A 19,321-nucleotide genomic window follows, 5' to 3' on the forward strand; every position below is an offset into this window, starting at 1 on the left:
CCTACCTATCGTAGCCTTGGTAAGCCGTTACCTTACCAACTAACTAATAGGACGCATACCCATCTAATGGCCATAAATGTTTAATAATAATCTCAGGAGAGATCACTATACTATGGGGCATTAATCCAAGTTTCCCTGGGCTATTCCCCTCCAAAAGGTAGGTTGTATACGCGTTACGCACCCGTGCGCCGGTCGTCAGCAAATTAGCAAGCTAATTCCTGTTACCCCTCGACTTGCATGTGTTAGGCCTGCCGCTAGCGTTCATCCTGAGCCAGGATCAAACTCTTCATCGTTGTTTCTTAATATAATAACAACTATCTAAAGTTTGCACTCAAAGACGACTACTCTAGTCTTAATTCTAAATTATTTGTAAATAGTCTCTCTTAAGATTTCCGCCTTCGCGGAAATGACTCAAGCGACTATATACGCGCTGTCAATTCAATAAATCAATGAACTTAAAACCCCACTCTTTAAATCATTCCCCCCTTCAGGGGAACAGGAAGGGGGCTTCCTTCTTGTTGAAATTAAAGGACTCGAACCTCTCTTTTTACTTACCCACCCGGGATTTCCTGTCAATATCTCTTCGTGAACTCCGCCGCCAGTCTCGCTGAAAGCGGCTGCAAATATACAACTGTTTTTCCTTTACTACCAAATAAAATCTTTGGAAAATTTTAAAGTAAATCTCAGTCTCAAAAGAACGCCTTGCTAGCTGTTTTTGCGGATGCAAATATACTATGCTTTTTCTTTATGGCAAGAAAAAAGTTTTATTTTTTTTATCACCCCGAAAAAGCTCTCAAAACCTCCTCTCAATCCACGTTGTTAAAGAACTCCCGCCTAATCCACAACTCTCGTTATCCTTGTAAGCGGCTGCAAATATACATCTGTTTTTTCATTACACAAGACATTTCTGAAATCAGATGATTTTTATGAGATTCTTATCCTATAATTAGCTTCAGCATAAAAATTCTCAGAAAATGATGGAGGAAACAAATCAAATCGGTGGAACTTTTAGATAAAACCGCTTCCGAAGAGATAAAGATTCAGCAAAAGATTACATAAAAAAGTTCCAGACCAGGCCAAATCTTATCAGAAAATCGGTGTAGGGATAGCCCGGCGCTACGAAATTATTGTTCCCGTCAATTAGGGAATTCACATTCTCCAGCTTAAAAAAGATACGGGTTTGGTCTATTTTCCCGTTAAAAAAGAAATCTACAACCGGATAATTCCCGATCTCCTTTTGGTTTTGCACATAAAATTCAGCTAAAACGGGGTCATAGGCGTTGGCTTCGTATTCACTGAAGTATTTAAAGGTGAACCCGGTTTGGAGAAATAAAGCCCGCCGGAACCAGTGATCCTGATAGTAGGCAGAGTTCCTGGTCACAAAAGCCGGTACTTTTAATACTGAAGTCCCATCCAGGACATTCTGATACATTATAGTATTATCGAGACCAAAAACCCCGAGGTCGAAACCGCGGTAGGCTTTCAGTTTAAAATAGCGCAACTGGTCATCATGCTGAAAAGGCTTTACCATCCCTTCCTCATTCAATCCGAAATAAGTGAAATTCTGCACCTGGGTAATTTCGGCATCAATATCGACTAGTTTTTTTGATTTCGATTTAAAGTAAAGCTGCTGGGTATTTACATTATCGAAATCTGTTTGCCAGTTATAATTAAGGTAATTGCTTTGATAAAGCATAAAATTATAATCGGGAAGCCTGCTATTCTGGTTAAAACCGAATTCGATCTCGTTTTCTTCGTTGAAGGCATAGGCAGCCGAGGTGTTCAGATAATTTGAGTTGAAGTCGCCACCAAAACTCAGCATTGCATCGGCCTTTACACTAAAGCCACCCAGGCTATTTTCGTATTCACCGCCGGCGGCATAATTTGTGCCTTTCAATCTGTTATCGATCCTGCCTTCGGTAGTATAATAAACGGTATTGTAGCCGTAATTATAGGTAGTGATTGAAGCTTTGGCCTTAAGGTCGCCCAAAACTTCATTGGTGAACCGGGCGTAGGCTTCGTTGGTAAGTTCCTCCAGGCGAACCACATCATTAAGGTTAGCACTATCGAAGGATTCCCCGAAAATATTGTTCATCGCATTGGCCTGCTCAAACTGAAATTTTTTATAATCAAAATTAAAAATATGCCCGAAAGTTAATGCGCTGGTATTATCCGGACGCGGCTCGGCCAAATGATAAAGATGGTCAAGGTAAAACCGCTTCCCATAGAGGGTGCTTTGTGCATTCTCAAAATTCATTTCCAAAAGAGAACGATCTTCAAACTCTTCTTCTTTATTGATATATTGTTCCATCGCCTGCGGGTTAAACCCACCGTTTTCCTGGTTCATTAGCTTATGGGAAACAAAATGTGACTTCAGCTGGTATTTTCTATTCAGGGTTTGGTAATTAAGCGTGGTTCTAAACATTCCGGTGCTCGTTAATTGATGCTGATATTTACCTAAAGCCCGAACCCCTTTATGGGCTATAGAGAAATTAAGTCTATCGGAAGTATTGATTGTAAAAAAAGCATCAAGCTGCTGCCCCTGCTCGGGCACGGTCTTAAAATATAATTCGGTTAACGGAGTAGGTACACGATAATAGTAAATATCTTCGACCTCCATAAAACCAAAGTGCCTTGCTCCTGCCACGAATCCAGGCATTAGTTTATCGGTTTCACGTCGCAGACTTAAGGAATTATAAGTCTGGCCTGTATTTGGAAAGCTTAGTAATTCGAAATTATCCTTTCGGCGGTAATTGAATTTATAATCTTTATGGATATTAAGGGTAGTATCCACAAATGTAGTATCACTTTCTACAGAAATTATCCTGTAATCTTCAATGGGAGCCTTTGCCAGGCTATCGGTTTGGGTTTGCTGCTGACCTCCCTGTTGATCCCGAGTGGGAAGTCGATCCTGAGCAATAACCAAAGAAGGTATAAATATCAATAAAAGAAGCAGATTCTTCATTCAAGAGGATTTGCAACAAAGTTATATTATTTCAAAAAACAAAGCCTGTTTTGTAGAAAGTTTTGGGAAATGGCAATTCTAATTATATCCGGACTTACGGTAACTAAATCCCAAGAGCAGATTTAACATAAAGCTTTCATAAGTGACATACGATTTGTACTCGGATATTAAAAGATTCAAATATCCTTAAAACTAGAAGAGGCTGTCTTCTCAGACAGCCTCTTCTAAATTAATATTGTCCCGACTTAATAGCCGTCATTCTGAACCATGTTTGAATTCGCATTCATTTCAGAAAGAGGAATAGGCCATGCAAAAACATAGCTAGGATAATCGATAACCTCAACTACCACACCATTAGTTCCAATAGCCTCCATATTCATACCAGTACGAAGCATATCGTCAAACCTAAATCCTTCGAAGATTAATTCTCTGCGTCTTTCTAAAAGAATATTTTCCTTTGTAGCTTCCGAATATAAGGATGCGCCTCTATTAGCAGGGATTTTATTTAATTGTATTAATGCATCTCCCCCTGTTTCAAATAAAGCTTCTGCATAATTTAATATTACTTCTTCGTATCGAAACAGAGGAATATTGCTCGTGAAATTCACATTATCAGGATATTTCCCAACATTTCTGATAAACTCTCCCTCAGTATCCATAATATTAAGACGAACATCTGAATCTTCATAAATATCCAAAACTTCTGGCGTAGCAACAACATCTCCATACCCACTTCCATCTTCATTGATCTGATACATATAAGCCAAACCATTAATACCAGCATTATCCGTTTGAGTTGCAGCTAATTCAAACATCACATTGGGACCTCCATCAGCAGCCCAACTGCTAACATACGAATCAGCTGGGATAATTGAAAATAGACCAGAATTAATCACTTCTTCAGAAGCAGTCACTGCTCGAGGCCAATCTCCAAAATACACCGCTACCCTAGCTTCTAAAGCTTTAGCTACATATTTTGAGACGATAACATTTGTATTATCGTACTGAGAATCCATCATAGAAAATGCAGTTTCCAGATCGTTATACACCGCTGCTTTAACTTCATCGATAGTATTTCTAGATGGAAAAAGATCTTCTCCCTTATATTCCGTTATTACAGGAACGCCAAGATTACCACTTCCAGTATGTTGTTGTCCATACTCTCGCAACAAATCAAAATGTGCTAAAGCTCTAATAGTCAGTGCCTGGCCCTGAATATGACGACCATAATCAGTGTCTCCCTCAAGATTTTCTAGGTCAGCAGTGATAATAATATTGGTATTGGCAATTACTTCATAAGCATTATTCCAGATGAGATCGGAATTATTATTATACAGGAACTGGCTTTCGGTTGTAAATCTACCAGAGTTACCAGTAGAAAACGTATTATCACTCCGCACCTCATTGGTAATAATAACATCTTGTCCATAATAGCCGCTACCAGACATAAGGCTATGGATACCTTTAAGTATACTGTAAAGGTTATCCACCTTAGTTACACTCTGCTCAACACTTTTACTTTGCGCCAGCGTTGGCTCTAAATCATCAGTTGTACAGGATGATATGGCTACTACAAAAGCCATTATCAATACCTTATATTTATAATTTTTCATCAATTTATTTTTAAAAAGTTAAATTAAGACCTACTAAGAATGCTTTGGTTGGAGGTGTTTCCAATCCGGTTTCGCCACCTAGATCCTGTTCTGGATCATAAAGCAAATTATCATCCTTCACCCATGTTGCCAAATTATTTCCTCTTAGGAATACCCTTACGGAAGTCATTCCAATTTGCTCCATTGCCGAACTAGGTAAGTCATAACCAACTGTTACAGTTCTAAGTCTTAAGAAGTCTGCATCATATAGGTATTTTGAATGCCTCTGCCATGGTTCACCTGCAGATGTAAATTTACCGTGTCTGGCAATATCACCAGGTTCCTGCCATCTATCCATCAATGACTGATAACCGTTATAAGCTAAGATTGGGTAACCATTTGTTTGGTGTAAATATAAATGCCATCCTTCATATATCTTATGACCTCCGGCATAATAAGCATTTGCATTTACAAAAAATCCTTTGAAACTAAAATTCAAATTCATTCCGGCTGTTAAAGTAGGAATTGCATTTGAACCCTGAAAAACAGCTTCAGCATCATTAAAGTTAGTAGTTGTTTCACCATCTACCCCATTGACGTAAAACTCTTCCATACCAGTTTCTGGGTTAACACCTGCCCATGTAGGCATGTAGAATTCTCTAACAGGATGCCCAGTTTCTATTCGGGTTATAGTTGTGGTAATGGTTCTTTCAACACCATTAGGATCTAAAGGCAGTTTAGTAACCTCATTTTCAACAGTAGTGAAGTTTCCACCAATACTAAAACTAACATCTTTTGTGTTAACAATATTAGCATTTAATTGAACTTCTAAACCTTCATTAACTAAGGCCCCTATATTCCGGGTTTGCGTATTAAACCCAGTGGTTTGGGAAAGTGGCACATCCAACAACAGATCTTCAGAGTTTCTTCTAAAATAAGCGACGTTACCAGTTAACGCGTCTTGAAAAAGACCAAATTCAACCCCAACATCCAATGTTTTATTGATCTCCCAAGACAGTTCTTCATTACCAAAAGTATCTACTACCTGGGCTCCCTCTCCATTATAATCTACACCATAAGTAAATAAAGATTGATAATTATTCAACCCAATATTAGCATTACCTGTAACACCATAAGAACCTCTTAATTTAAGGTAATCAATTGCATCTGATGAGCTTAGGAAGTTTTCCTTATGCAAATTCCAGGCTGCACCTATAGAATAGAAATCACCCCATCTATTCTCTTCCTGAAATCTTGAATTTCCTTCCTTTCTATAGGATAAATTCAGAACATACTTACTATCAAAAGCTGAATATTGAAGTAAACCTAAATATGCACCCATATACCAGTCAGAGAAACTCGAAGTAACCGAAAGTGGGGTACCTGCACTTGCTAAGTAAAATAAACCATCATCCGCAAAATTGTTACCATCACCACCCAAGAAATAGCTACGACTAGCCTGGTATTCCTGCACAGCTTTTAAATTAAAAGCGTGATCCTGATTTATTTCAAAATCATATTCTAAATAATTTTGAAGAACGTAAAACGCATTTGTTCTGTCATACTGAGAAGCTTCTCCTGAAACTGGTACTCCATAACCATAATTCCTATTACCATAAGTTCTATAATTATAAAGTTGCAAATCCACATTGAATTTAGTTCCAGCTTTAAAGCCACTACCTATATCCCAATCCAAGGAATTTCCAGAAATTATACGAGTGAAACGGTTTTCATTAAAATCATCCCTGGCACCAATTAGTGGGTTCGGTAAAGCTCCTCCAATTTCTGCAGGAGAACCATCTTCATTATAAGGATACCTAAGGGAATTCATGAAATATTTAGCAGTTCTAGGACTTGCAAAGTAAGCACTTTGCTCCAAAAATGCATTCTGAAGGGTATACGCTCCAGAATTGTTTGAAGAAAACTTCAAACTTGGACTAAAATCTTTAGAAAAATTCAAAGATCCCGATATCCTTTCAAAATCCGACCCAATAACCGTTGCCTCTTGTTGAAGATAACCTATAGATGCGAAAAAACGATTATCCTCACCTCCTCCAGAAGCTGATAAACTATGTTGCTGGTATAATGCATCGTCATTAGCAACAGCTTCACTCCAATTAGATTCTGGACGTCCATCTTCATCCCATTGAGTAAATAAACCAATATTCCCCAATATATAGTCTTCGGCCGCTTGCTCAGAATCAAAATATCCATCATTATAGTATGCTTCAGAAGCCAGCTCCAATCTTTGCGCACTAGTCAAAGGAGTAGGACCTTTAGTAGCATCATTTTGGAATCCAACCTGAGAACTAAAGTTGTATACAGTTTTACCATATTTTCCACTCTTGGTATTAATTAATATAACACCATTAGCTCCTCTTGCACCATATTGAGCCGTAGCAGATGCATCTTTTAAAACTGTTATGGATTCAATAGTAGACTGATCTATCGCAGCTAAAGCACTAATACTAGAAGTAGCAGTACTTGCACTTACATTCCCATTATTAACAGGAACACCATCTATAACATATAATGGCTCATTACCAGCCGTTATAGAACTTAACCCTCGAATCCTTATGTTCGCAACAGATCCGGGCGTACCAGAAGATTGAGAAACAGTCAAACCTGCAACATTACCCTGTAACGCCTGGTCTACAGAAGCGGCAGCGTACTCACTAAGTTTCCCTGCATCAACTTCCACTAAAGAACCAGTAATGTCTGATTTTCGCTGAGCAACATAACCTGTTATAACAACCTCCTCTAAAGCGGCAGCACTAACAGCCATAGTAACATTATAAACATCAGAAGAACCTACCACAATACTCTGTGTTTCAAATCCCACATAACTAAATACAAGCAAATCACCCGGCTCAACAGAAATAGAATAATTTCCATCAAAATCTGATTGAGCACCATTCGATGTACCTTCTTCAATTACGTTCACCCCCGGGAGAGGTAAACCTGTTTCATCGGTTATCGTTCCGGTAACCGTTTTTTCCTGTGCAAAGGTAATTTGCACTACAAACGCTAAGAGTAGCGTAAGAATTCCATGTAATTTGTTTTTCATTATTAAGTTAATTTGAATTAGCCTGAGCCAAAAATCATAATAATTTCTTAATAAAACAAGTAAAATTATACTTAAGAGTAGTTAAATAGTAAAATACCGGTAAAAGCTTTTTAAATTTTTGTGAAGTTTTACAATTATCCGGAGCGCCTATCTATAATTGAATCGCGTTTTTTGATTATAAAAAAAGCCGCCCTTTCAGGCGACCTTTTCATTACAAATATTAAGTTAATTTATCTCCAGCCTCCGGTGGAATAACATTCTGCTTAAGAAATAGGTTGAAAAACAGGGGCCGAGGCCCCTGTTAGTGTTTTAAATAAGAATCTGTATCGATTATTCAGTACGAGACAGTTTATTAATTTTGATCGCCAGGTCCAATATTTGGATTCGCATCAATTTCCCCTTGAGGAATTTTAAAGATCCAGTTATCATTAAGTGAGGGTCTTTCTTGAAAAAATCCATCCTGGTAGAGTATGGCTGAAGCTCCAGAACCGCCATCTGCAGCATGATCAATTGCTTCATCCCATCGTATTTTATCTGTGTATAAAAAGCCTTCTCCCCATAGCTCTATCTTGCGTTGAAACTTAATATGTTCCATTAATGCATCTTTAGAAGTATAAATCGTTGGATCATAAGCACTGTCACGCATTTCGCCCAAAGGTCTTAAAGCATCCTGTGCAGCAGTTACATTATCTAACATTGCTTCAGCTTCAGCTTCTATCAAATACATTTCTGAAGTACGCATATAGATGATATCATCGGGATCAATAGATCCTGGATTTTGTTGTAAAAATTTTACATGCATATATGGATGCAAATTATGACGAGAAGTCCAACCATATTTATCAGTATACTCTTGTATTTTGGCCTCAAAAAGGTCCCGATCTGTATAGTTAGGATCATTTTCAAAACCACCTTCTCCATTTGCAGCTGAGCTGTTGGTATTTGGAGCATCAGCTAAGAATAAATCTCTTCTATAATCTGTATCAGGGATTTGATTGTATAATCTTTTATCTATAATTTTTGGGTTATTTCTATTTTGACTTCCATTGAATGTATTAGCGATTAAGTAAAAATAAGAACGGAAAAATGTAGTTTCTGTAGTTATAACATTACTACCCCAAATAACTTCAGGAAGAAGATTGGAGTTGAATCCTGACTTATAATCACTTTCACTCATAAGTGGATAATTTGCTCTTGCCAATTTAGCAGCATCTGCAGCAGTTCGCCAGTCTCCTTTATTTAATGCTATACGCGCTTTAATACCGTAAGCAACATCAATATTTAGTTGGGATTTACCAGCTGCACTTCCTGTTGGTCTTGAGGTAGCATCCTCAAAATAGGTTATGGCCGTATTGATATCGTCTTGAATTTGATTGTAAACCTCCTCAACTGTGGATCTTGGTGCACTAGTGAAAGGAGATTCAGATTTGAATAACAAAGGCACTCCTGGATCAGTCGATGGATTTCCTATTAAATAGCCTTTTGCATAATGAGAAACTAATGAGTGGTAGGCCCATGCTCTGTAAGCATATGCTTGCCCAATTATTTCTTTCAATCTGGCATCTTCAACCAAACTACCATCTGTGGCTTTTTCGATTATGGCATTAGCACTGGCTATGATGTGATAGCGCTGATACCATAATTGTTCAGATGTTGTGGATGTCTCTTGTGTATGAGAAATCCATTGTGTCTCATCTTGCCATCCTAAATTATTGGCTCTGGCAGTATGTATTACCCCACCAGGTATATTATCATCAAGTGGAGTCCAATACTGATTTCCTGATCTATAGGAAGTTCCGCCTGGAATAATTTGAGCTTGTGCATACAAAAATCTATGCATACCATTTAGTATCAACGCCATGTTCTCTGCGGTTGCAAAGGCATCAGTTTCAGAGATAGCGTCTGTAGGTGTTGTTTCAAGAAATTCCTCTTCACAAGACGTTAGGGTGAGGAATGCTATAGATAATAGCATTAAGTTTATTTTTCTTAACATAATGAAATGTTTTAATTTATTGTTTTCTTATTAAAATCCGATATTCAACCCTAAAGATACAAGTCTTGCGGGGTTGTAATCGTTACCAGCCGGAGTTCCAGATAAACTATATTGAGGATCTAATCCCTCTCTTTCGCTCTTAAGGTATAAGTTCTCTCCAATAACTGAAAGGGTAAGGTTATCTATTCCAAGATTGCCTGTTATTGCACTATCAAAAGTGTAACCTAAATTAACATTTCTAAGTGACCAAAAAGAAGCATCTGTTAGGAATCTGGTTGATTGAGAGCGTACTAAATCTGGGTTACCGCTCTCTAATCTTGGAACGTTTGTGATATCACCCGGTTCGCGCCATGCGTCTAATATGTCAGGATGATAAGAGCTTCCAAAGTTCCCACTATGCATCATTGCTGCATATCCGTAATCTAAAAACTTACCACCTATACCGTAAGTAATTAATACATCTAAGCTAAAACCTTTGTAACTAAAGCTATTTGCCACAGACCCTAATAAATCAGGGATTGAACTGTCGCCAGTATAGGCTCTCTCAGTATCCTGCCAGTCATTAGTAGTTTCCTGTTCCCCATTTGCACCTAAAACAGGTACACTGTTACCGTCATCATCTAATTCAAATTTATAAAATAATTGATCACCAGTTTCGGGATCCACCCCAGCTGAATGGAGTATGAAGTAATCATATCTAGATCTTCCTTTTTCCCATCTCTTAGATCCGTTTACAAAAGGATCTGGAATGCTGGTGATTTCGTTTTTAAAGGTTGAAGCCTGTAATGTTAAATCCCAATTAAAGTCACTGGCATTTACAAGATCAAAATTTAAACCAAGCTCCCAACCAGAATTGTACATATCTGCAATATTTGCCGGATATGAATTCAATCCATTACTAAGTGCTATTGGTAAATTATACAAAAGATCTGTAGAATTTCTTTTGTAATATTCTATAGTTCCATCTACAAAGTTGTCAAATAAACCAAATTCCAGGGCTACATCCCAGCTATCTACAGTTTCCCATTGTAAATCGGCATTACCTATATCAGTCCAAATTATTGCAGGATTACCAGCATTGGAAGTTAAGCTATATCTTGGTTGTGATAAGAAAAAGTCACCTAAATCATCGTTTCCTACCTGACCAAATGATCCTCTTAATTTTAGTTTATTTATAAAAGATAATTCCTGAATAAACTCCTCTTTATCCATTCTCCAGGAAGCACCTACAGAATAGAAGTTACCCCATCTGGAATCACTACCAAAAACAGACGACCCGTCTCTTCTTGCAGAGGCGCTTAAGTAATATTTATCGTCGAAATTATAATTGGCTCTTAAAAAATATCCCTCAATTGTTTTGTTGGTTGTAGACCCACCTAAAGTTACAGGGGTTGCAAAGTTTGCAAATTCAAAAATACCTTCAGCGGTTTGATCTATAGCTGTTCCAAAATTTGATGAAAATTGTCTGTCAAAACTTTCATGACCAGCTGTAATATCTATATTATGAAAATCATTGAATGTATTAGAATAGGTTAAGATTTGGTTGAAATTCTCTACTTCTCTTCTAAATCTTGTTTCACCATACCTACCCGTAGGTTGTGCATCACCTATAATGTTATTCTCATAACTTTTATTAATACCTTCATTGATATCTCTACCGTAATTTACTCTGAAGTTAAGACCATCAATTATTCTAAAGTCGGCATAGTATCTAAATCCATAAGTATTATCCCGATTTAATTCATCATTTAATAGCAACTCCTGTAGCGCATGACGTCCTTGACTTACCGGTCTTGACCCAATGTTATAGTCAGGAAATCCTTCTCCAGAATCAAATACGGGATTCCCCCCAGCATCAAGAACCAAATTGCCATCTAAATCATTTACGTATACAGGATAAACCGAACCTATATTTTTAGCAAAACCAAAAGGGTTAACAATACTTGTGGTACCAGCCGATGCCGGACCTCTGGATTCTGTAATTGTTATATTAGCACTACCCCCGGTTGTTATCCAATCATTAATTTCAAAATCTCCATTTAAACGGGTAGTTAAGCGATTGAATTCTGAAGTAATAACATAACCTTCTTCATCTAAATAGGAAGTTGAAAAGAAGACTTTGTTATTTTCTCCTCCACCAGATACATTAACATTATAATTTTGTCTAACACCGGTTTGTTGCAGAACATCATACCAATCTAAGCTTTTATAAATAACATCTGCATTCGGATTCAAACGTCCATCAGTTCCAACAATCTGATCATTTGGAACGTTGAACGGATTATAACCTAATTGGTTATAAATGTTAGCTGAAGCATATGCAGGGTCTCCACCACCAGCACTTGAGTTCCTTAATGCCTCCCACATAGTTTCGTAATATTCTCCCGGGCTTACCTCATCATAATTAGGAATACCCTGCATCACCAAACCAAACTGACTTGAAACATTGGTTCTAACCTCTCCTTTCTGGCCGCTTTTTGTAGTTATTAAAACCACACCATTTGCCGCTCTGGAACCATATAAAGATGTTGAAGCAGCATCTTTCAAAATTGTAAACGATGCAATATCTTCCTGGTTAATGGTATTCAGATCCCCTTCATATTGCATTCCATCAACTATAAAAAGAGGTGCTGCACCCCCGCTTAATGTACCTACCCCACGAATCACAATTCCTGGAGAAGACCCTGGTTGACCTGAAGCTGAAGTAAATTGAACTCCCGTAGCTTTTCCTTCGATAGCAGCGATAGGAGACGTAACATTTCTGTCGGATAGTTCTTCTGATCCAATTACAGATGCTGATCCAGTAAATGCTTCTAAACTAGAACTTCCATAGGCGACAACTACTACCTCTTCGAGAGCCGCGGCATCTACAGAAAGTTCTACATCGTAAACATTAGCGGCACCAACAGTTATCTCCCTGGCCTCATAGCCTATATAACTAAAAACCAAAACATCCCCTGCTTCTACTGAAATAGAATAGACTCCATCAAAATCAGTTTGAGCTCCATTATTTGTGCCCTGCTCAATCACGTTAACCCCCGGCAGCGGCAAACCTTCTTCGTCCACAACCGTTCCGGTTACGGTTTTTTCCTGTGCAAAGGAAATCTGCACAACAAACGCCAACAGTAATGTTAGCATTACATGTAGTCTTTTTTTCATATTTATTAATTTTAATTAACTAAATTCTTAATAAAACCTTAATAAAACAAATCTTAACAAAAATTTATTTTTTTCTTACTTTAAATTTAAGGGCAAGCGTATACTTCATTTTTTTTTTACATTTGACCCAAAGCTATCGAAATGCTCCTGCCTTATTTTAACAATACTAATCTTAATGAATGCGGCACCGATGAAGCCGGGCGGGGTTGCCTTGCAGGACCTGTAACTGCTGCGGCAGTTATACTACCTAAAGGTTTCAGGAATGAGCTTTTAAACGATTCCAAACAAACCAAACTTCAAACCCGGAATTTATTAAGGAGCATTATAGAAAAAGATTGCACTTCATTTGGGGTGTCACATGTGTTTATGGAGAAAATTGATGAGATCAATATTCTTAACGCTTCTATTCTGGGTATGCACAGGGCAATAGACCAACTGAAATGCGACCCCGATTATATTTTGGTAGATGGGAATAAATTTAAGCCTTACGCCAGTATAGCCCATTCCTGTATTATTAAAGGAGATGGAAAATATTTGAGTATCGCCGCCGCATCAATTCTGGCAAAAACTTATCGCGACGCTTATATGGAGAAGATCCACGAGGAATTCCCAATGTATAACTGGAAACAGAACAAAGGTTACCCTACCGCCGAGCACCGGGCTGCGATCTTAAAATACGGCAGCACTAAATATCACCGACAAAGTTTTAAACTTTTACCCGAAGAGCAATTGAAACTGGAGATATAGAAACTTTTTTTATTTAAAAAATTTCTGATTGAAAAATGCGCCTGGGGCGCTTTACGAATCTTCACAACAACTCGATCAAAAACAACGAATGAAAAAAATTATGAGACCCCGCCCTGCCGCGGGGTTAATTCAGCCAGCCACTTCGCTTAGCCTTCGGCTTTGCGAAGTGGGGCTTCATTAAATTAAGAGACCGCGAAGATAACTCCGCGGCCCCACCTTTAAAAAACCAAACAAAAAGGATCATTCCAGACTGAAGGAACTCAGCAGCCTGATATTATTGTCTGCATAGGAATACTGATGCAGAATATCATCCCCAACCATCAACAGCACCTCCTCCAGAGGGATTACATCATAGGTGTTAATGTCCTGAAAGTGGTCTGTTAAGGTTAAACCGGGGGATTGTGTTTTATCATAGATTTTAAGTCCGGAGTCGCCATCGCAAACGAATAACAAATCGTCTTTTACGCCCAGACCGTAAGGGCTATCCATTTCATAGGTAGCCAGTAGTTCGGGGTTTTGTTTATCGGCAACATCTATTACCTGCAATTGGCTCCAGGATTGTCCGCATTCATTCCCGCCCCGAATAGTCACGTAAGCCATATCCCCATCTACTACTACAGGATCACAGCCCAGCACATGTTGAAGCCTGGACACAAATGCCGGCGTTAAGGGATCTTCAATGCTATAGATATACATTCCGGCAGAACTACCCAGGTAGAGGTAATCGTCCTGGTTAAAGATGGTTTCTATCTGCCAGCCAATATAATCGGTAGAAATATATTCCGGACTGGAAAGGCTGGAGATATCAAAAACCGACAAAGACTGGTTGCCTACCACATATAGAAACTTATCCTTAATATTGAAACGAGCCATAGAGCCTCCTGTCCCTGTAGAGGCATCTCCCGAAGCACTGGAATTAAAAGATTCAGCCGCCATGATCATTCTATCATCCCGAACCATTTCGATCTTTCTGCGCTCTAATACATAGCCAATAATTACTTCTTTCTGAAAATCGAGGTTTTCCGTATCAACAAATGCGGCACCAACAGGGGTTGAAGGTTGATAATTCTCAAAAACATCTTCAAGCCTTTCCTGTTGTCTTATATTATTGACATCACTTATATCGAAAACAACCAGGTCCATCCCGCTGTTTGCAAAAAGCATATCCCCCTTTATAGCGACATCAGTATTTTGCGGAATCTTCAGGTATTTTATTTTCTGAGGATTTTCAGGATTGGAATTATCTATAATATGCACTCCGCGATTAACATCATTAATAAAGACAAAATTCTTATAGACATAAATCTTTCCGGCCTGTTCAATTTCCTTTGGCTCCTGGATATATACCGAAGATCTGAAATCGGCTACCGATATAGTTACAGGAACAGCAACCAATTCTACATTCCCGGCATCTTCTTCTTTCTCACAGGAAGTAAACAAAGTCATTAAAGCCATCAGGAGTACAGTGATAAGAGAGTAGAAAATTCTCATAATAGTGGAGGTTAGTTTCCTATTAGATGCATAAAACAGGGAAAGGTTGCGTAAGAGTGATAAAAAAATTTCTGTCACTTTGTCAGAAACAGCTTAAGTCCTATCTTTGCAAATCTTAAAGTCTTAAAAGGCCAGAAAAGTATTATGGAGAAGATAATTGACGAAAAACAACAAGGCAACAGTCTTGTACTAGAGCCAAAGAAACAAAACACCCGAAAGCTTTTTATAGAAAGTTATGGTTGCGCGATGAATTTCAGTGACTCTGAGATCGTGGCTTCTATTCTTTCCAAAGAAGGTTTTAACACTACCCAGAATCTGGAGGAAGCCGATCTTGTACTGGTAAATACCTGTTCAATAAGAGAAAAGGCCGAGCAAACTGTTAGAAAACGCCTTGAAAAATATAATGCCGTAAAACGCATAAATCCGGGAATGAAAGTAGGCGTGCTTGGCTGCATGGCCGAGCGGTTAAAAGACAAATTCCTCGAGGAAGAAAAAATAGTAGACCTGGTGGTTGGGCCAGATGCTTATAAGGACCTGCCTAACCTGATAAATGAAGTTGAAGCCGGAAGAAATGCGGTAAACGTAATTCTTTCAAAAGAAGAGACCTACGCCGATGTTTCGCCGGTACGTTTACAGAGCAATGGCGTTTCTGCTTTTGTTTCTATTACCAGGGGTTGCGACAATATGTGTACATTTTGCGTGGTTCCTTTCACTCGCGGAAGGGAACGCAGCCGCGACCCGCAGAGCATCGTAGAAGAGGTGAACGACCTGGCGGCAAAAGGCTATAAAGAGATCACCCTTTTAGGGCAGAACGTAGATAGTTATTTATGGTACGGCGGCGGACTGAAGAAAGACTTCAAGGATGCTTCTGAAATTCAGAAAGCTACGGCTACCAATTTTGCCGGTCTCCTGAAACTTGTTGCTGAAGCCCAACCAAAGATGCGCATCAGGTTCTCAACGTCCAATCCACAGGATATGACCCTGGATGTAATTGAAGCAATGGCCAAATATCCAAACATCTGCAAGTATATTCATCTGCCGGTTCAAAGCGGGAGCGACAGGATCCTTCAAAAAATGAATCGCTTGCATACCCGGGAGGAATATTTCAGTCTTATCAATAATATCAAAGAATTAATTCCCGATTGCGGGATCTCCCACGATATCATCACCGGATTCCCTACCGAAACCGAAGAAGATCATCAGGATACCCTTTCATTGATGAAGTATGTAAAATATGATTTCGGGTTTATGTTCGCTTACTCTGAAAGACCAGGTACTATGGCTGCAAGAAAATTTGAAGATGATGTACCTGAAGAAATAAAAAAACGAAGGCTCACCGAGATCGTAAGCCTTCAGCAGGAGCACAGTTTATACCGGACTCAGCAGTTTATAGGAAAAATAGTAGAAGTCCTTATTGAAAAGGAATCCAAAAAATCCAGTGAACACTGGAGTGGACGAAACACTCAAAATACCGTGGTGGTCTTCCCAAAAGAAAACTACGAGATTGGAGATTTCGTGAATGTAAAAATAAACGATTGTACCAGTGCCACCCTTATTGGGGAGCCGGTTGGTTACAGTGAAAATAATTAATTCCCGCCTTCGCGGGAATGACAGAGATAGAGATAGGTTTCCGCTTGCGGGGGAGTGACATTGAATAAGTTTATGGAATCGATACAAGCAACAAAACAAAGGTTTGGCCTCATTGGGGACGACCCTAAACTGAACCGGGCCATTGAAAAGGCCATACAGGTTGCCCCAACCGATATTTCGGTGTTGGTAACGGGAGAAAGCGGGGTTGGGAAAGAAAGTATTCCCAAGATCATACATTCACTTTCCCACAGAAAACACGGCAAATATATCGCTGTTAATTGCGGAGCGATTCCAGAGGGCACCATTGACAGTGAACTTTTTGGGCACGAAAAAGGTGCCTTCACCGGAGCCACTCAAACCCGAAACGGTTATTTTGAAGTAGCCGACGGGGGTACCATTTTTTTAGATGAGGTTGGGGAACTGCCCCTTCCCACCCAGGTGCGTTTGTTAAGAGTATTGGAGAATGGAGAGTTTATGAAGGTTGGTTCTTCCAAAGTTCAGAAAACCAATGTTCGCATCGTGGCCGCCACCAACATAGACATTCAGGAATCCATAAAGAAAGAAAAATTCAGGGAAGACCTGTATTATCGCTTAAGCACAGTAGATATTCACCTGCCTCCCCTCCGGGAGCGCAAGGGAGACATCCATCTTTTATTCAGAAAATTCGCCTCAGATTTTGCATTGAAATATAAGATGCCTACCATCAAACTGGACGATGAAGCAGTAAAACTGCTTGAGAAATACAGATGGGGCGGAAATATAAGGCAGTTAAGAAATATCGCCGAACAGATCTCGGTGCTGGAACAGGAACGGGTTATCACTGCTGAAAACCTCAAGGAATATCTTCCGGATATTGGCAGTAACCTGCCTGCGGTGATTGCCGGGAAGAAAAAGGAAGGCGACTTCAGCAATGAACGCGAAATCCTTTATAAGGTGTTGTTCGATATGAAAAATGATTTAAACGACCTGAAAAGCCTCACCCTTAAATTGATGGAGCACGGAAATACAGAAAAGGTACGCGATGAAAACGAAAGCCTTATCAATAAAATTTACGGGGATGAAGATGAGGAAGATGCCGAATCAGAAGAACTAATGGCAGAAAAGATGGAAGTTTTACAAATCCCACAGCAGAGTCCAAAAGCCGCTCAAAAGCCCGAAAATGATAAATACTATTTCGCTGAGGAGATCGAGGAAGAAGAAACACTTTCCCTTCAGGACAAAGAGCTGGAACTCATCAAAAAATCACTGGAACGCCATAATGGCAAGCGCAAGGCAGCAGCCGAAGAACTCGGCATAAGTGAGCGTACTTTATACCGCAAGATCAAACAATATAACCTCTAACCGGGAGTTAACATTATTATGAAAAGAAGCCTATTTCTGTTTAGTTTTTTATTGATTTTCGCCGTGCAATCCTGCGGAATGTATTCCTTCACCGGCGCCGATACCGGTGAGGCTGAAACCTTTCAGGTTAACTACTTTCAGAATACGGCCGACCTTGTAGAACCTGGTATAGACAGAACCTTTACCTTGCAACTCCAGGACCTTATTCAGAACCAAACCAGCCTGAACCTGGCTAATGATAACGCCGACCTTATTTTTGAAGGCGAGATCATAGATTTTTACATAGCACCTATGACCGCCACCGCCGATAATACTGCGGCCCAAAACCGACTGACCATTGCAGTACAGGTAAGGTACTACAACACCCTGGAACCCGAAAAAGATTTTGAACGCAGATTCTCTTTTTATTATGATTATCCTGCCAATCAACAGCTTGTTGGTGCAAATTTAGACTCGGCCATAGAAGAGATATATTCCAGGTTAACACAGGATATTTTTAACGCTGCACTAACTGACTGGTAATGGAAAAACAGGAGTTTATAAAAATACTGGAACAGCCTGCTTCGATCACCGAAGCCCAGACAAGAGCGCTGGAGAGTATTTTAGCCGAAGCTCCCTATTTTCAAACCGCCCGGGCTTTAAGGCTTAAAGGTCTTAAAGATCATAATGCCTTAAGCTATAATTCGGCACTTAGACGAACTGCAGCTTACACTACAGACAGAAGTGTGCTTTTTGATTTTATTACTTCGGCAGAGTTCAACCAGAACAAGATAGCCAAACAGATAAAAGAGCAGGAAGAAGATTTAAAAAACATAGTGGTTTACGAAGCCCAGGAGGTTTTTGGCAAAAGAAGCATCGCCATAGACGAAGCCATTAAGATGAAAAAAACGGAATCGGAGCGGGTGATGGATCCCGGTCTTTTCCAGGAAACGAGCCCTAAGAAGGAAGATGAAGAAGAAAATGAAACTTCAGCCGAAGAGCAGCTTGGAATTGGAGATCCTTTGGAATTTAATTCATCTGAGTCACACTCATTTTCAGAATGGTTGAAACTCACTTCAGCCGAACCGGTACGGGAAACGGAAAAGCCTTCAGAAGAAATCACCAGAAAATTTGAACTCATAGACGAATTCATTTCCAAAAGTCCAAAGATAAAACCGGGAAAAACCCCTAAGAAAAGCAACCTTGCCGAACGCAGTATAACCTCCCCCGAAGCCCTGATGACCGAAACTTTGGCGAAAGTTTACCTGGAGCAAAAAAACTACATTAAAGCCATACAGGCTTATAAAATTTTAATTTTGAAAAATCCCGAAAAAAGTGGTTTCTTTGCAGACCAAATTCGGGCAATAGAGAAATTACAAGAAAATAATAACACATAA

At 39.3% G+C, this 19,321-nt stretch carries 11 protein-coding genes and 1 rRNA gene; 5 read left to right on the forward strand and 7 right to left on the reverse strand.

Annotated features, from left to right (window positions below; genetic code table 11):
- The 6 genes from BM266_RS09550 to BM266_RS09575 form a co-directional block, all read right to left on the reverse strand.
- Positions 1–293, reverse strand: a 16S ribosomal RNA gene (locus tag BM266_RS09550); the annotation flags it as partial.
- A 758-nt stretch (positions 294–1,051) separates the two neighbouring features.
- Entirely contained in the window at positions 1,052–2,965 is a 1,914-nt protein-coding gene (locus tag BM266_RS09555) for a putative porin (protein WP_093408854.1), read from the reverse strand.
- Positions 2,966–3,210: 245 nt separating this feature from the next.
- Entirely contained in the window at positions 3,211–4,578 is a 1,368-nt protein-coding gene (locus tag BM266_RS09560) for a RagB/SusD family nutrient uptake outer membrane protein (RefSeq protein WP_093408857.1), read from the reverse strand.
- 10 nt (positions 4,579–4,588) lie between these two features.
- Positions 4,589–7,624, reverse strand: a complete 3,036-nt coding sequence (locus BM266_RS09565) for a SusC/RagA family TonB-linked outer membrane protein (protein ID WP_245760416.1) — start codon at positions 7,622–7,624, stop codon at positions 4,589–4,591.
- A gap of 352 nt (positions 7,625–7,976) precedes the next feature.
- The gene (locus BM266_RS09570; RefSeq protein ID WP_093408859.1) at positions 7,977–9,617 is read right to left on the reverse strand and encodes a RagB/SusD family nutrient uptake outer membrane protein; all 1,641 of its coding nucleotides are present in this window, start codon (positions 9,615–9,617) and stop codon (positions 7,977–7,979) included.
- 30 nt (positions 9,618–9,647) lie between these two features.
- Positions 9,648–12,776, reverse strand: coding sequence for a SusC/RagA family TonB-linked outer membrane protein (locus tag BM266_RS09575; protein ID WP_093408862.1), 3,129 nt, complete (start codon positions 12,774–12,776; stop codon positions 9,648–9,650).
- A 141-nt stretch (positions 12,777–12,917) separates the two neighbouring features.
- On the opposite strand from BM266_RS09575, the gene BM266_RS09580 reads away from it, so the two are divergent.
- Positions 12,918–13,523, forward strand: a complete 606-nt coding sequence (locus tag BM266_RS09580; protein WP_093408864.1) for a ribonuclease HII — start codon at positions 12,918–12,920, stop codon at positions 13,521–13,523.
- 240 nt (positions 13,524–13,763) lie between these two features.
- On the opposite strand, the gene BM266_RS09585 is transcribed toward BM266_RS09580, so the two are convergent.
- Entirely contained in the window at positions 13,764–15,014 is a 1,251-nt protein-coding gene (locus BM266_RS09585) for an LVIVD repeat-containing protein (protein WP_093408867.1), read from the reverse strand.
- A gap of 144 nt (positions 15,015–15,158) precedes the next feature.
- Between BM266_RS09585 and miaB the strand changes: the two genes are divergently transcribed.
- From miaB to BM266_RS09605, 4 genes are all read left to right on the forward strand, one after another.
- Positions 15,159–16,604, forward strand: a complete 1,446-nt coding sequence (gene miaB / locus BM266_RS09590; protein WP_093408869.1) for a tRNA (N6-isopentenyl adenosine(37)-C2)-methylthiotransferase MiaB — start codon at positions 15,159–15,161, stop codon at positions 16,602–16,604.
- 72 nt (positions 16,605–16,676) lie between these two features.
- Complete coding sequence (locus BM266_RS09595) at positions 16,677–17,945, forward strand: sigma-54 interaction domain-containing protein (RefSeq protein WP_093408872.1); 1,269 nt, start codon at positions 16,677–16,679, stop codon at positions 17,943–17,945.
- An 18-nt stretch (positions 17,946–17,963) separates the two neighbouring features.
- Positions 17,964–18,467, forward strand: coding sequence for an LptE family protein (locus tag BM266_RS09600; RefSeq protein WP_093408874.1), 504 nt, complete (start codon positions 17,964–17,966; stop codon positions 18,465–18,467).
- On the forward strand, positions 18,467–19,321 hold the full coding sequence (locus BM266_RS09605) for a hypothetical protein (RefSeq protein ID WP_093408878.1): 855 nt from the start codon (positions 18,467–18,469) through the stop codon (positions 19,319–19,321). Before BM266_RS09600 ends, BM266_RS09605 begins: the two co-directional genes overlap by 1 nt.

This window comes from Salegentibacter flavus, from assembly GCF_900115145.1.
In the GTDB taxonomy this organism is placed as follows: Bacteria; Bacteroidota; Bacteroidia; order Flavobacteriales; family Flavobacteriaceae; genus Salegentibacter; species Salegentibacter flavus.